Genomic DNA, 14,453 nt, shown 5'->3' with positions numbered 1-14,453 from the left:
ACATCCCTCCGGGGGTGTCGCGGGTCAAAGCCATCCGGAACGCATCACTGTGCGCTTCCGATCCCCGCGTCACTCCATGAGAGGAGCACCCCTTGGCCGCTTCGCGTTCGAAGCGGCGGCACAAGGTCCGCCGAAGGACCGACATGTCCCTGCTGGGTGGCATACGTCCCCCCATCGCCGTGCTGTCGGTCCTGCTCCTCGCCCTCGCGGGCATCACCGCCCTCACCTTGGGCCGCGCGGGACAGGAAGCCGTCCCCAAAGCGGTCAAACTGTCCCAGCAGCACTTCGCCGAGGACGGCGCCATCGCGCTGCGCGCCTCCATCGACGAGTCCGTCACCGACCTGAACCGGACCGCCGAACTCTTCAGCGCGGGCGAGCCGGTGCCCGCCGACGCCGTCCTCGACAAGATCGGCAGCGTCTACCAGAAGTGGATGGGCACCGCCGTCGTCGAGATCTCGTCGGGCAAGCTCCTCGCCGCCCGGGGCGAGAACCTGCCGCTCACCGCCATCGACCGCGGCAAGCTCGCGGACAAGGACGGTCTCGCGCCGCGCATGGTGCGCCTGGAGAACGGCGAGACCCGGCTGCTCTCCTTCTCCCTGCTCACCTGGAAGGGCCAGCCGCAGCAGCTCCTGGTCGCCTCCAGCAGCCTGCGCTTCCCCGGCATCAGCCTCGGCAAGTTCCGCTCCATCGCCGTCGTCGGCCAGGACGGGCACGTCCTGAGCACCGACGGCATCCCCGAGCCCGAGCAGGTCCTCACCGACCTGCAGCGCGACGAGGTCAAGCAGTCCAACAAGCAGCTCAAGTCGTTCGCCGAGTCCGCGGCGAAGAAGGCACGCACCCACCCGCTCATGTCCAAGGAGCCCGGCTCCGGCGGATTCCTCGGCGTCAGCGGCCACCTCACCGGCGAGCGCTACCTCGGTGAGCGCGCCGTCGCCGGCTACGCGGGCCTCGCCGGGCCCGAGGCGGGCGAGCCCACCGTCGCCACCCGGCTCGGCCTGACCGTCGTCGCGATGGTCCCGGTCGCCGAGGACCCCACGGCCACCAGCAGCTCTGCCTTCGGACTGCTCGCCGCGGCCGCCCTGCTCGTCATCGGCGGCGTCACGATCTTCCTGCTCCTGCGGACCGTGCAGCGCCCGCTGATCCGGCTCTTCCTGGAGGGCCGCCGGCTGAGCCGCGGCGACCTCGACCGGCCGGTGTCCGTGCCGAAGTCCGGCGAGGCCGCCCGCATCGGCGCCGCCCTCGAACGGCTGCGCCGCCAGCTGCTCGGCGCGCCCGCCGAACCGGCGACGGGCCCCGCCCGCCGCCGCAGGTTCGGCAGCCGCACCCTCATCGCGGTCTGCGCGGTCCTGCTGCTCGCCTGGTCCGCGCCGCTCATGCTGCTGCTCAACCGCGCCGGCGACACCGTCGTCGTACCGCAGCAGATGGTCAACGACCAGCGCGAGCGCACCGACACCCTCACCGACCGGGTCCGCCGCGCCCTCAACGAAGGCCACGCCGACCTCACCTCGGTCGCCTCCCTCATGGGCGACCGCACCGAGCCGTCGGACATGGCCAAGGTCCTCGAAAGCACCCTGAACCAGCACACCCGCTACCAGTCCCTGTACGTCCTCGACGCCAAGGGCAAGATCGTCGCCAAGGCGGGCGACGACGCCCGCAGCCCGTCCGGCAAGGGCCCCTCCGACAAGCCCATCCGGGTCCTCGACGAGGGCGGCAAGGAGCCCGTCATCCTCGGCACCGCCGAGGTGCCCGGCCGCGAGGGCGCCGCCGTGGTGGGCGAGTTCCGCATCGACTTCCTCAACTCGCTGCTCAAGCGCCCCGGCCTCGGCGAGGTCCGCGTCGTCGACGACAAGCGCAAGGTGATCGGCGCCAACACCGGCTACCGCGAGTTCGAGGGGCTGCCGAGCGGCCGCCTCGACGCGCTCGCCGAGGGCACGGGCCAGAAGGTCGGCCTCAGCCCGCGCCCCAGCGGCGTCCTCTACCGCGACGGCGACGACATCCAGATCGCCGCGGCGGCACCGTTCGTCGGCGGCGGCGCCGCCGGATCGCTCGGCTGGTCCGTGCTCAGCTGGCAGCCCGCCTCGGGCCTTGCCATCCCCGAGTACACGTACCAGAACCGCACGGTCCTCGCGGGCATGCTCGGCATCACGGCGGCCGCCGCCTGCCTCGGCTGGCTGCACATCGTCGTCATCCGACCGCTGCGGCACCTCGCCGACCAGGCCGAGGCGCTCGCCGACGGGGACCGCAAGACCGTCCTCTACCCGCGCCACCACGACGAGGTCGGCGCCGTCACCCGCAGCCTGGAACTCATCAGGCAGCAACTGCCGACGGGCACACAGCGCAAGCGGGACGGCGTCACGGCCGGCCTCGCCGGAAGGAACTGAACCCCCGTGCTCTTCCTCTACACCGTGCTCGTGGTGTGCGGTGCCATCCTGCTGGCGGCCGGCGTCGTCGAACAGCGGCGGCACTTCGCCAGCCTGGAGCACATACCCTCGCGGGTCCTCGTCAACGGCATCCGCGGCAAGTCCTCCATCACCCGCCTGTGCGCGGGCGCGCTGCGCGGCGGCGGGCTCACCACGGTCGCCAAGACCACCGGTACCGCGGCCCGGTTCATCCACCCGGACGCCACCGAGGAGCCCGTCTACCGCAAGTTCGGCATCGCCAACGTCGTCGAGCAGATCGGCATCGTGCGGCGCGCCGCCGCGTACGACCCGGACGCCCTGGTCATCGAGTGCATGGCGGTCATGCCGGCGCTCCAGGAGATCAACCAGTCCAAGCTGATCCGCTCCACCATCGGCGTGCTCTGCAACGTCCGTGAGGACCACCTCGCCGAGATGGGCCCCACCCTCGACGACGTGGCGCGCTCGCTCTCCCGCTCCATGCCGGAGGGCGGCATCTGCGTCACCGCGGAGAAGGACCGCTTCGACATCCTCAAGGAGGAGGCCGACGCGCGGAACTGCGAGCTCATCTACGCCGACCCGGAGACGGTCACCGACGACGAGCTGCGCGGCTTCAGCTGGTTCACCTTCAAGGAGAACGTGTCGATCGCCCTGAAGGTCGCCGAGCTCCTCGGCGTCGGCCGCGAGGTCGCCCTCCAGGGCATGTACGACGCCCCGCCGGACCCGGGTGTCCTCTCCGTCGAGCGGTACGCCACCGAGGACGGCAAGAAGCTCCGGTTCGCCAACGTCTTCGCGGCCAACGACCCCGAGTCGACGCTGATGAACATCAACCAGCTGCTCGACCTCGGCGCCATCCACCGCCCGCTCAACGTCGTCATCAACTGCCGCCCCGACCGCGTCGAGCGCAACGGCCAGATGGGCGAGATCATCCCGGACCTCCAGCCGGACAAGGTCTTCGTCATCGGCCACCCCGCGAAGTCCGCCATCGACGCCATCCCCGCCGAGTGGCGCTCGCGCGCCGTCGACCTCGGCGGCGACCGGCGCGACCCCGAGGAGTTCATGCGAGAGATGCTCGGGCAGCTCGGCGCCGACTCCTCGCTCGTCGCGATCGGCAACATCCACGGCCAGGGCGAGCTGCTCCTCGAACACCTCGCGGAGCTCCCGCCCGACGAGAGCGAGGAGCAGGCCCCCGAGGAGCCCGCGCCGTTCTACGAGCCGCACGTCGACCCGTACCAGCACTACCCGGAGGCGTACGAGACGAGGTACGCGGTCCAGCACGCCCCGGTCCAGCACGCCCCGGTCCAGCACGCCCCGGTCCAGCAGTACGAGGCGTACGTGCCCCACCAGGAGTACGCACCCCAGGAGACGTACGGGTCGTACGCGCCGCAGGAAACCTACGCGCCGCAAGAGAGCTATGCGCCGCAGCAGCCGTACATCCCCCAGCAGCCCCACGTCCCCACGCAGCCCCCCGCCCCCCGCGGCCTGTTCGAGCCGCGGGTGCCGCCCGCACCGCCCGCCGCAGACGACACCCAGCAGTGGCACAGCCCAGGAGAGCACCGTTGATTCCCTCCGTCCTCACCCCCGAGATCGCCGCGGTCGGCATCGCACTCGGGCTGCTCTTCTCCCTGGTCTGCTATCTGACGACCAACCTCTCGCCCGGCGGCATGATCACGCCGGGCTGGCTGGCCCTGACACTCGTCGAGGACCTCCAGCGCGCCGCCATGGTGGTCGGCGTGACCGTGCTGACGTACGCAGGCACGCTGCTGATGCAGAAGTTCGTGATCCTCTACGGCAAGCGTCTCTTCGCCGCGGTCGTGCTGCTCGGCGTGACGCTCCAGGCGACCGTGATGATCATCCTGTCGATCGAGTTCCCGCTCATGTACGCGAACCAGACCCTCGGCTTCATCGTGCCGGGCCTGATCGCCTACCAGCTGGTGCGCCAGCCCAAGGGCCCCACCCTCCTCGCCACGGGCTCGGTGACGCTCATGGCCTACGTCGTCCTCACCGCCGGGATCCTCCTCGGCTTCATGCCGTCCGCCTGATTCCAGGAGCCATTCATGCCGCCCAAGAAGAAGCGCCCCGTCCTGCACGCGGCGACCGTGCTCGCCCTCCTCGCGGGCAGCGCGTACCTGACCGTCGAGCTGCGCAAGGACGAAGAGGCCAAGGCGCCCAAGGTGCAGGCCGTCACCGACACCCCGGGCGGGCTGCACAGCAGCACCGGCCAGGAGTCGAGCGGCAAGCAGAAGTGGGAGCGCCTGAAGAACCCCGAGCGCTCCGTGCTTCGCACCGACGGCGGCAAGGTCCTCGCCACCTTCACGGACGGCGCCCGCACCGCGACCCTCACCGGCCCGAGCCGCACCTTCACCGAGCCCGCCAACACCAAGTCGCGGGTCGTGACCAACGACTGGGTGCGGCTGATGCCGGAGATCTGGCGGGAGGGCGCGGAGAAGGAGAAGTGGTTCAAGGACTGGTACAAGGAGTTCTCCGGCAGCGAGGAGGACGACATCTTCGCGATGGCCTTCCAGTACGTGGAGGGCGCGCCGGTCAAGAAGGACGACGAGGGCATCGCCTACGCCGGTGACGCCAACTTCGGACCGCTCAACCCGGACGGCAGCGCGGGCAACGACCTGCGCCTCGAACAGTCCGACTTCTTCGACTACCTCGGCATCCCGTACACGTTCCGCAACGGCACCACCCTCCAGCCGGAGAAGGTGCGCGCCCGCTCCATGGACTGCTCCGGCTTCATCCGCACGGTCTTCGGCTACCGCGCCCGCTACCCCCTGATGGCCACCGACGGCGCCGGCGACGGCCTGCCCCGCACCGCCAACGGCATGGCGCGCGGCAAGGTCGGCACGGACGTCATCGAGCTCAAGGGCGTCGGCGCGGCCGACCGGCCCAAGTCCATCGACGTCGTCCAGCCGGGCGACCTGGTCTTCTTCAAGCTGGACGCCCGCACCAAGCAGCGCCTGGACCACGTCGGCATCTTCCTCGGCCACGACGCCGACGGCCACAAGATCTTCGTCTCGAGCCGTGAAGAGGTCAACGGCCCGACCATCGGCGACAAGGGCGGCACGTCCCGCCTCGACGGCAACGGCTACTACGCCTCCACGCTGCGCAGCGCGAAGCGGCTCTAGCTTCGCTGGGTTGGCTATTCAACCTGCGGGTCGCTGGGGGCTGGTCGCGCAGTTCCCCGCGCCCCTTGGGGGGCGGCCCGTACCGTCCTCGGGCCCGCGCACTCTGCGCCCACCTCGCCCACCCTGCGGCGCAGCTCGCGGTCGGCCGTGACCACCAGGCACGGCCGGCCCGCCGCCCCGGCGGCCACCTCCACGATGTGGTCGTCGCCGCTGCCCGGCGCGCTCTCCACGCGCACACCCGGCACGGACTCCACACCCCGGGCCGCCCCCTCGACGACGAGGACGACCTCCACCGGCCCCGGATGCCCCGCGACGCCTTCTTCCGCGTACGCGACGAGCGCGTCCCGCAACCGCTCCGCGGCCCCGCGACGGTCCTTCCACCACCCGTCGGGCACGGATCCGACGACGTTCGCGGCATCGACGACGACCAGAGTTCTCATGCGGCAAACGTAAACTAATCGGCAAAACGCAGTGCGTCCCGTGAACGTGGAAGGGTTGGCGCCGAGCATGCCGTCGAGGTCCACCAGCACCGGTGCCCCGGAGACCGCCCGCTGGCTGCTGCGCGGCCACGACGGCCGCCTCACCGCCTATGCCCGCGCCGAGGGCGGCCTCCTGCGCTGGACGGAGGCCAGGCCCGGCGGGCCCGAGTGGAGCGGTCCCGACTTCTTCGAGGTGCCCGACCTGACATACCTCACGCTCGCGCAGGGCGTCGACGGGTACGTGCACTTCGTGGGCCGCAGGGAGCGACCCGGGGACGACGGCAAGGCCGTCGTCGACATCGTGCACTCCATCCAGTACCAGTCGGGCCGCCCGCTCATGGACTGGCGCTCGCTCGGCAACCCGCACACCAAGCTCGTCGAGCGCGCCCCGCACCTCGGGGCGCCCGCCGCCGCCGTGGACGCCGCGGGCACCGTCCACGTCTTCGTGCGGGACGCGGTGGGCAGCGTGCGGATGCGCCGCGAGGGCAAGGGCGGCAAGTGGGAGGGGTGGAAGGACTTCAAGGTCCGCGACACCCTGGACGGCATGGCCGCGGCCGCCACGTCGACGGGCCGCATCGAGGTCCACGCGCCCGCGGGCAAGGCCACGCTGCGCTGGGCGCAGGAGAAGCAGGGCGGCGAGCTGGAGCGGGCCGACGACGTACCGCTCGCCCCCGCCCCCGGCTCCGGCACGGCCCTGGAGACCGCCCCCGACCGCCTCACGTACTACGCGGCCGACGCGCTCGGCGGCGGCGTCCTCGCCCACCGCCCGGCGGACGGCGGCCCGGCACTGCCCCTCGGCGGCTCCCCGGGCCCCGGCCCCACCGCGGCCGTCCGGGCGACCATAGACGGACACGACTGCACGGTCCTCGCGCACCGCACGGCCGCCGGCCGCCCCGCAGTCGCCGCGTTCCCGACGGAGGACGAGGCCGCGGGCCTGTGGTGGGCCGAGACCGGTGAACCGTGCCTGGGCGCCCCGTCGTTGGCGCTCGACGCGCGCGGCCGCGTGGTGATGGCGGCCATCGGCCTGGACGGCACGCTGCGGCTCGCCCGCCAGAAGGCGGAGCCGGGCCTCGCGCTGGAGGCGTGGAGCAGGGTGTGAGCGGGGTGTGAGACGGGAGCGGGCGGACGACAGCGGGCCGTACGGGAAAACTCCCGTACGGCCCGCTGTCGTTGCCTTGCGTGTTACGCCGGGACGCTCGCCACGCCCTGCGCCAGGAACCGCTTCCCGGTCACGCGCTCGCTGACGCCCTCACGGTCCAGGTACGGCGTGATGCCGCCCAGGTGGAAGGGCCAGCCCGCGCCGGTGATCAGGCAGAGGTCGATGTCCTGCGCCTCGGCGACGACGCCCTCGTCGAGCATGAGCCCGATCTCCTGCGCCACCGCGTCGAGCACGCGGTCCCGCACCTGCTCCTCGGTCAGGACCTTGTCGCCCTGCTTGAGGAGAGCGGCGACCTCCGGGTCGAGCTCCGGCTTCCCGCTGTCGTACACGTAGAACCCGCGCTTGCCCGCCTTCACGACGGCCGCGAGGTTCGGCGAGACGGTGAAGCGCTCCGGGAAGGCGCGGTTCAGGGTCTCGGAGACGTGCAGACCGATGGCCGGGCCGACCAGTTCGAGCAGCACCAGCGGCGACATCGGCAGACCGAGCGGCTCGACGGCCTTCTCGGCGACGGCGACCGGGGTGCCCTCGTCGATGACGTTCTGGATCTCGCCCATGAAGCGGGTGAGGATGCGGTTCACGACGAACGCCGGGGCGTCCTTCACGAGCACCGCGGTCTTCTTCAGCTTCTTGGCGACACCGAAGGCCGTGGCCAGCGACGCGTCGTCGGTCCGCTCGCCGCGCACGATCTCCAGGAGCGGCAGGATCGCGACCGGGTTGAAGAAGTGGAAGCCGACGACCCGCTCGGGGTGCTTCAGCTTCGACGCCATCTCGGTGACCGACAGCGAGGAGGTGTTCGTGGCGAGGATCGCGTGCGCCGGGGCGACCGCCTCGACCTCGGCGAACACCTGCTGCTTGACGCCGATCTCCTCGAAGACGGCCTCGATGATGAAGTCGGCGTCGGAGAAGCCCTCGGCCTTGTCCAGGACACCGGAGACGAGCGCCTTCAGGCGGTTCGCCTTGTCCTGGTTGACGCGGCCCTTGAGAAGGAGCTTGTCGATCTCCTCCTTGACGTACGAGACGCCCTTGTCGACCCGCTCCTGGTCGATGTCGGTCAGCACGACCGGCACCTCCAGGCGGCGCAGGAAGAGCAGCGCGAGCTGCGAGGCCATCAGACCGGCGCCGACGACGCCGACCTTGGTGACCGGGCGCGCCAGGTTCTTGTCCGGGGCGCCCGCCGGGCGCTTGCCGCGCTTCTGCACGAGGTTGAACGAGTAGATGCCCGCGCGCAGTTCACCGCCCATGATGAGGTCGGCGAGCGCGACGTCCTCGGCGTCGAAGCCCTGCTGCAGGTCGCCGTCCTTGGCGGCCGCGATGATCTCCAGGGCGCGGTAGGCGGCCGGAGCGGCGCCGTGCACCTTGGAGTCGGCGATGGCACGGCCACGGGCGACGGCGGCATCCCAGCCCTCGCCGCGGTCGATCTCGGGCCGCACGACCTCGACCGAACCGTTGAGGACGGAGGCCGTCCAGATCAGCGACTGCTCCAGGAAGTCCGCGCCCTCGAAGATGGCGTCGGCGATGCCGAGCTCGAAGACCTGCTTGCCCTTGAGCTGGCGGTTCTGGTTCAGCGAGTTCTCGATGATGACCGAGACGGCCTTGTCGGCGCCGATCAGGTTCGGGAGCAGCGCGCAGCCGCCCCAGCCCGGGACCAGGCCGAGGAAGACCTCGGGCAGCGAGAAGGCGGGCAGCGCCTTGGAGACGGTGCGGTAGGAGCAGTGCAGACCGACCTCGACGCCACCGCCCATCGCGGCGCCGTTGTAGTACGCGAAGGTCGGCACGGCGAGCCCGGAGAGCCGCTTGAAGACCTCGTGGCCGCCCTTGCCGATGGCCAGCGCGTCCTCGTGGTGCTTCAGCAGCTCGACGCCCTTGAGGTCGGCGCCGACGGCGAAGATGAACGGCTTGCCGGTGATGCCGACGCCGACGATGCCGCCCTCGGACGCCTCCTTCTCGACCTGGTCGATCGCGGCGTTCAGGTTCGCCAGCGAGGCCGGGCCGAAGGTGGTCGGCTTGGTGTGGTCGAAGCCGTTGTCCAGCGTGATGAGGGCGAAGCGGCCCGCACCCTGGGGGAGGTCGAGGTGGCGTACGTGCGCCTGCGTGACGACCTCGTCGGGGAACAGCTCGGCCGCACCCTTCAGAAGCTCAGCGGTCGTGGTGCTCACTTGTCGCCTCCGGCGTCCTTGTGGTTCGGGTTCTCCCAGATGACCGTCGCGCCCATGCCGAAGCCGACGCACATGGTCGTGAGGCCGTAGCGCACCTCGGGCTGCTCCTCGAACTGCCGCGCCAGCTGCGTCATCAGGCGTACGCCGGAGGAGGCGAGCGGGTGGCCGAACGCGATGGCGCCGCCGTACTGGTTGACGCGCGCGTCGTCGTCCGCGATGCCGTAGTGCTCCAGGAAGGCGAGCACCTGCACGGCGAAGGCCTCGTTGATCTCGAAGAGACCGATGTCGGAGATGGACAGGCCCGCCTTGGCGAGGGCCTTCTCCGTGGCCGGGATCGGGCCGTAGCCCATGACCTCGGGCTCGACACCCGCGAAGGAGTACGAGACGAGCCGCATCTTGACCGGCAGGCCGTTCTCCCGCGCGAACTCCTCGGAGGCGATGAGGGAGGCGGTGGCGCCGTCGTTGAGCCCCGCGGCGTTGCCGGCCGTGACGCGGCCGTGCGTACGGAACGGCGTCTTCAGCCCGGCGAGGTTCTCCAGGGTCGTCCCCGGGCGCATCGGCTCGTCGGCGGTGGCGAGGCCCCAGCCGGTCTCACCGGCCTCGGCGTTGGTGCGGCGCACCGAGATCGGCACCAGGTCGGCCTGGATCTTGCCGTCGGCGTACGCCTTGGCGGCCTTCTCCTGCGAGCGCACCGCGTACTCGTCGGCACGCTGCTTGGTGATGCTCGGGTAGCGGTCGTGCAGGTTCTCGGCGGTCATGCCCATGAACAGGGCGGACTCGTCGACGAGCTTCTCGCTCACGAACCGCGGGTTCGGGTCGACGCCCTCGCCCATGGGGTGGCGGCCCATGTGCTCGACACCACCGGCGACGGCGATGTCGTACGCGCCGAAGGCGACGCTGCCCGCGACCGAGGTCACGGCGGTCAGGGCGCCCGCGCACATGCGGTCGATGGAGTAGCCGGGCACGGACTGCGGCAGCCCGGCGAGGATGCCGGCGGTGCGGCCGATCGTCAGGCCCTGGTCGCCGATCTGCGTGGTCGCGGCGATGGCGACCTCGTCGATCTTGGCGGGGTCGAGGTCCGGGTTGCGGCGCAGCAGCTCCCGGATGGCCTTCACGACGAGGTCATCGGCACGGGTCTCGTGGTAGATGCCCTTCGGACCCGCCTTGCCGAACGGGGTGCGGACGCCGTCCACGAAGACGACGTCCCTGACGGTACGAGGCACGATGGCTCTCCTCCAGGGTGCGGTTGCGCCACGCCTGCGGCGCGCTTCCTGAGGCCATGCTACTTGTCGGTAACTATGTGGCCAAGGGCTGTCCGGTGCCGCCGGGGCGAGGCGAAGGTCACACTGGGCCGACGCCGCCCGCGGGCGGTTCGGGCAGCCAGTCGCGGGCCGGGTCGTACTCCAGCCACCGGCTCCGCCCCGCCTCCTCCGCGCACGCGGCGGCGAGGGCCGTCAGACCCGGGTGCCCGTCCCCGGAACGCCACAGCAGCGACCACGCGTACAGCGGCGTGGGGTCGACCAGGGGGACCGACCGCAGCCCCGGGACCTCCGGCAGCGGCGCGTCGGCGGGCACCAGCGAGAAGCGGTCCGGCTCCCGTGCCACCTCGGCGAGGAAGTGGGCGAGCCCCAGATTGACGCCGGCCACCGTGTGCCGGACGCCGAACCGTTCCGCGAACCGGTGGAGGAAGTCGAGCCGGTCAAGGGCGGCGGGCGCCCACAGCATGCTGCCGCCCAACTGGTCCGGACGCAGGGCCGGTTCATCGGCAAGGGGGTGGTCCGCGCCGAGCACGGCGTCCACCGGTTCGAGGCGGACGAGGCGGTGTGCGAGACCGGCGGGCAGCGGGGGGTGGGCCCGCCCGAACGCCGCGTCGATGTCGCCGTTGAGGAGCGCGGCCGTCACCGACGGCAGATCCCGCCCGTGCCCCGGCACCAGCTCCCCGGCCCGCCCCGCGACCCGCGCCAGCGTCCGCATCGGCGCGTAGAGGTGCCCCCAGACGTCCACGCGCAGCGGCCGGGCTCTCCCCGTGACCGCCGCGACCTCCGCGACAGCGGCGTCGGCGGCCACCACGGTCCGCCGGGCCGGCGCGAGGAAACGCCGCCCGGCCTCGGTGAGACGCACTCCGCTGCCGCCACGCAGGAACAGGTCGGCGCCGAGCAGGGACTCGAGCCGCGCGATCCTCTTGGACAGCGCCTGCTGGGAGATGCCGAGCGTCCCCGCCGCCCGCCCGAAGTGCAGTTCCTCGGCGGTGCGCACGAAGGCACGTACCTGCGCGACGTCGAGATCCATGGCCCTCACCATAGGCGACAACCAACAGTTGTCGGCTGTGCTCGTCCGTTGTTGGATCTCCGGGCGGCCGCGAGGGTTGCATCCCCACCATGCAGAGACTGATTCCCACGGGGGAGGCGGCGCGCCCGGTCGCCTTCGCCGAGGCCCCACAGCCCGTACCGAAGCCCGGCGAGGCGCTGATCAAGGTCGAGGCGTTCGCGCCGAACCGGGGCGAGACCTTCCTCCTCGAAGACCCGCGGCCGGGACTGCTGCCCGGCAAGGACGTCGCCGGGCTCGTCGTACAGGCGGCGGCCGACGGCTCCGGCCCCGGCATCGGCACCCGCGTGGTCGGACACCCGGCGCAGGGCGGCTGGGCCGAGTACGCCGCCGTTCCCACGCACTCCCTCGCGGTGCTCCCGGACAGCGTCGACAGCGCACGGGCCGCGGCCCTGCCGCTCGCCGGGATCACCGCCCTGCGACTGCTGCGCACGGCCGGTTCCCCGGCGGGCCTGCGGGTGCTGCTGACCGGCGCCTCCGGCGGCGTCGGCCACTACGTCACCGAGCTGGCCGTCGCCGCCGGAGCCGACCTGACCGCGGTGACCGCCACGGCACAGCGCGGCGAGCGGCTCGCCGCGCTGGGGGCGCGGGTGGTGCACGAGGTCGAGGCGGCGCGGGGGCCGTTCGACGTCGTGCTGGAGTCCACGGGCGGGCCGGATCTGCCGGTCGCCCTGTCGAAGGTGCGGCCGGGCGGCCTGCTCGTCTGGTTCGGCCAGGCCAGTCGCGTTCCGGCGACTCTCGACTTCTTCCGGCTCCGGGAGGGCCCCGAGCGCGTCACCATCCAGCACTTCCACTACGCGGGCGCCCCGTACGGCCCCGACCTCTCGGCTCTGGTGCGCCTGGTGGAACAGGGCCGCCTGCACCCGGAGATCGGCCGCACCGCCCATTGGACGGAGACCGCCACCACCCTGGTCGACCTGCGCGAACGCCGAATACGCGGCAAGGCCGTCCTGCTGACCGGAGGAGCACCCACCGGAGGAACACGCATGACCGGAGGAACACGCATGACCGGAGAAACACGATGAGCGCCGCCGACTTCGCCGCTGCCCAGTGGACACGTGCCACCGGCGCGGGCGTCGACCCCCACGAGTACCGGCGCGTCACCGACGGCCTGGCCTCCGTCGCCGGCTGGGGGCCGTCCCTCGTCCGCACCGGACGCGGCCACCTGCGACGCGCGCAGGACGCGGCATCACCCCGCTCCGCGGGCGAGCACCTGCTGACGGCGGCCCGATGGTTCCACCTGGCCACCCTGGCGCCGTACGCGGAGGCGCACCACGCCGCCGCCGAGGCCGACCGCGCCCTGGGCCGGGCGCTCACACTGTTGGAGCCGGACGCCCGGCGGGTGAGCGGCGAGGGCTTCGACGGCTGGCTGCGCGGACCCCGTGACGCACCCGGGACCGTGGTGGTCGTCCCCGGCCTGGACTCGGCCAAGGCGGAGTTCCTCGATCTGGTGTCGGCGCTGCTGGCGAGGGGCCTGGCGGTGTTCGCGATGGACGGCCCCGGACAGGGCGCGCTCGCGGCCACCTCGGCCCTCGTGCCGGACTACGAGCGCGTCGTGGGCCGGGTCGTCGACGCCCTTGACGTGCCCCGGATCGGGCTCGTCGGCCTGAGTCTCGGCGGGTACTTCGCGGCGCGGGCCGCGGCGCTGGAACCGCGTGTGGCGGCCGTCGCCACCGTCAGCGGACCCTTCCGCCTCGACTGGGAGGAACTGCCCACGCCCGTACGGGACATCATGGCCCGGCGCACCGGAGGGGCCGACGCCGCCCGCGCGTTCGCCCACCATGTGGACCTCGCCGCCCTGGCGCCCCGCATCGCGGCCCCGCTGCTGGTCGTGGACGGCGGCCGGGACGTCATCCCCGGCGTGACGAACGGCGAGCCCCTGGCCCGCCTGGCACCCCACGGCACGTACCTGTCCGTCCCCCACGGCGACCACCTCCTCGGCAACGCCCGCCCCGACTGGCTGCCCCGCCTCGGCGACCACCTCACGCACACCTTGACGGGAGCACCGGCATGAGCCGCCCCACGAACCACCCCGCGAACCACCCCATGAACCGCTTCACAGGGAAGACCGTCCTCATCACCGGCGGCACCAGCGGCATGGGTCTGGCGACCGCGCACCGCCTCGTCGCCGAAGGCGCCCACGCCGTCGTCACCGGCCGCACCCGGGCGCGGGTGGACGCCGCCGTCCGCCGGCTCGGGCCCGACGCGACCGGGATCGTCGCCGACACCGGTGACCTGGGCGCGGTGGACGCGCTGATGGAGACCGTCCGGGACCGGCACGGCCGCCTCGACGCCCTCTTCGCGAACGCGGGCACCGGCATGTTCCTGCCGTTCGAGAACATCACCGAGCAGGACTTCGACCACGGGGTCGACGTCAACTTCAAGGGCGTGTTCTTCACCGTCCAGAAGGCGCTGCCCCTGCTGGCGGACGGAGGCGCGATCGTCATCAACGCCTCCTGGACCCTCCACCGGGGCAACAGCGTCCTGACCCTCTACTCGGCGACCAAGGCCGCCGCGCACAACCTGGCCAGGACCCTCGCCGCCGCGCTCGCCCCGCGCGGCATCCGCGTCAACTCCGTCAGCCCCGGCTACATCGACACCCCGATGTACCCCGCCGACGCGCTGACCGAGGCGGAGGCGGCGGCCGTCACAGGCCGGATCGTCGCCGGACGCTTCGGACGCCCGGAAGAGGTCGCGGCGGCGGTGGCGTTCCTCGCCTCGCCCGACGCGTCCTACGTCAACGGCCAGGACCTCGTCGTCGACGGCGGCCTCGTCGGAGCCGTCCCCGCCTGACAGCCGCAGCC

12 protein-coding genes are annotated in these 14,453 nt (G+C 72.2%); 8 read left to right on the top strand and 4 right to left on the bottom strand.

Features of this window, described 5'->3' with window-relative positions:
- Nucleotides 1-92 precede the first annotated feature (92 nt).
- Genes AB0N81_RS01125 through AB0N81_RS01110 form a run of 4 tightly spaced genes read left to right on the top strand, consistent with a single transcriptional unit; the run spans nt 93 to nt 5,530 of the window.
- A complete protein-coding gene (locus AB0N81_RS01125; protein WP_365354510.1) occupies nt 93-2,381 on the top strand; it encodes a HAMP domain-containing protein in 2,289 nt (762 codons plus the stop codon).
- Nucleotides 2,382-2,387: 6 nt separating this feature from the next.
- Complete coding sequence (gene pgsB, locus AB0N81_RS01120) at nt 2,388-3,959, top strand: poly-gamma-glutamate synthase PgsB (protein WP_365354509.1); 1,572 nt, start codon at nt 2,388-2,390, stop codon at nt 3,957-3,959.
- Nucleotides 3,956-4,438, top strand: a complete 483-nt coding sequence (locus AB0N81_RS01115; RefSeq protein ID WP_362991745.1) for a poly-gamma-glutamate biosynthesis protein PgsC/CapC — start codon at nt 3,956-3,958, stop codon at nt 4,436-4,438. The genes pgsB and AB0N81_RS01115 overlap by 4 nt, the downstream gene beginning before the upstream one ends.
- A gap of 15 nt (nt 4,439-4,453) precedes the next feature.
- Entirely contained in the window at nt 4,454-5,530 is a 1,077-nt protein-coding gene (locus AB0N81_RS01110; RefSeq protein ID WP_365354508.1) for an NlpC/P60 family protein, read from the top strand.
- A gap of 14 nt (nt 5,531-5,544) precedes the next feature.
- Here AB0N81_RS01110 and AB0N81_RS01105 read toward each other — a convergent pair whose 3' ends face one another.
- Entirely contained in the window at nt 5,545-5,970 is a 426-nt protein-coding gene (locus AB0N81_RS01105; RefSeq protein ID WP_365354506.1) for an NTP pyrophosphohydrolase, read from the bottom strand.
- A 67-nt stretch (nt 5,971-6,037) separates the two neighbouring features.
- On the opposite strand from AB0N81_RS01105, the gene AB0N81_RS01100 reads away from it, so the two are divergent.
- Complete coding sequence (locus AB0N81_RS01100) at nt 6,038-7,108, top strand: hypothetical protein (RefSeq protein ID WP_365354505.1); 1,071 nt, start codon at nt 6,038-6,040, stop codon at nt 7,106-7,108.
- An 83-nt stretch (nt 7,109-7,191) separates the two neighbouring features.
- Here the strand turns inward: AB0N81_RS01100 and AB0N81_RS01095 are convergent, their stop codons facing one another.
- The 3 genes from AB0N81_RS01095 to AB0N81_RS01085 all read right to left on the bottom strand — a co-directional run bounded on the left by AB0N81_RS01095 (nt 7,192) and on the right by AB0N81_RS01085 (nt 11,613).
- A complete protein-coding gene (locus tag AB0N81_RS01095) occupies nt 7,192-9,324 on the bottom strand; it encodes a 3-hydroxyacyl-CoA dehydrogenase NAD-binding domain-containing protein (RefSeq protein ID WP_365354504.1) in 2,133 nt (710 codons plus the stop codon).
- Nucleotides 9,321-10,547, bottom strand: coding sequence for an acetyl-CoA C-acyltransferase (locus AB0N81_RS01090; RefSeq protein ID WP_365354502.1), 1,227 nt, complete (start codon nt 10,545-10,547; stop codon nt 9,321-9,323). The genes AB0N81_RS01095 and AB0N81_RS01090 overlap by 4 nt, the downstream gene beginning before the upstream one ends.
- Before the next feature lie 118 nt (nt 10,548-10,665).
- Nucleotides 10,666-11,613 (bottom strand): LysR family transcriptional regulator, encoded by a 948-nt coding sequence (locus AB0N81_RS01085; RefSeq protein WP_365354500.1) that lies wholly within the window; start codon nt 11,611-11,613, stop codon nt 10,666-10,668.
- Nucleotides 11,614-11,702: 89 nt separating this feature from the next.
- Between AB0N81_RS01085 and AB0N81_RS01080 the strand changes: the two genes are divergently transcribed.
- Genes AB0N81_RS01080 through AB0N81_RS01070 form a run of 3 tightly spaced genes read left to right on the top strand, consistent with a single transcriptional unit; the run spans nt 11,703 to nt 14,442 of the window.
- Nucleotides 11,703-12,674 (top strand): zinc-binding dehydrogenase, encoded by a 972-nt coding sequence (locus AB0N81_RS01080; protein WP_365354499.1) that lies wholly within the window; start codon nt 11,703-11,705, stop codon nt 12,672-12,674.
- Nucleotides 12,671-13,663, top strand: coding sequence for an alpha/beta fold hydrolase (locus tag AB0N81_RS01075; protein ID WP_365354498.1), 993 nt, complete (start codon nt 12,671-12,673; stop codon nt 13,661-13,663). Before AB0N81_RS01080 ends, AB0N81_RS01075 begins: the two co-directional genes overlap by 4 nt.
- A 32-nt stretch (nt 13,664-13,695) precedes the next feature.
- Nucleotides 13,696-14,442 carry an SDR family oxidoreductase gene (locus AB0N81_RS01070; RefSeq protein ID WP_365354831.1) on the top strand — a complete coding sequence of 249 codons (747 nt, stop codon included), beginning with the start codon at nt 13,696-13,698 and terminating at the stop codon, nt 14,440-14,442.
- The last annotated feature ends 11 nt before the right edge of the window (nt 14,443-14,453 follow it).

The organism is Streptomyces sp. NPDC093510 (genome assembly GCF_040683555.1).
Classification (GTDB): domain Bacteria; phylum Actinomycetota; class Actinomycetes; order Streptomycetales; family Streptomycetaceae; genus Streptomyces.
Note: the sequence above shows the minus strand (reverse complement) of the source record. Positions and strands in the feature narration are given on the sequence as shown.

Coding starts and splice junctions, on each gene's coding strand:
- AB0N81_RS01110 (WP_365354508.1), top strand. CDS start 4,454: ATGCCGCCCAAGAAGAAGCGCCCCGTCCTGCACGCGGCGACCGTGCTC.
- AB0N81_RS01105 (WP_365354506.1), bottom strand. CDS start 5,970: ATGAGAACTCTGGTCGTCGTCGATGCCGCGAACGTCGTCGGATCCGTG.
- AB0N81_RS01100 (WP_365354505.1), top strand. CDS start 6,038: ATGCCGTCGAGGTCCACCAGCACCGGTGCCCCGGAGACCGCCCGCTGG.
- AB0N81_RS01085 (WP_365354500.1), bottom strand. CDS start 11,613: ATGGATCTCGACGTCGCGCAGGTACGTGCCTTCGTGCGCACCGCCGAG.
- AB0N81_RS01080 (WP_365354499.1), top strand. CDS start 11,703: ATGCAGAGACTGATTCCCACGGGGGAGGCGGCGCGCCCGGTCGCCTTC.
- AB0N81_RS01075 (WP_365354498.1), top strand. CDS start 12,671: ATGAGCGCCGCCGACTTCGCCGCTGCCCAGTGGACACGTGCCACCGGC.
- AB0N81_RS01070 (WP_365354831.1), top strand. CDS start 13,696: ATGAACCGCTTCACAGGGAAGACCGTCCTCATCACCGGCGGCACCAGC.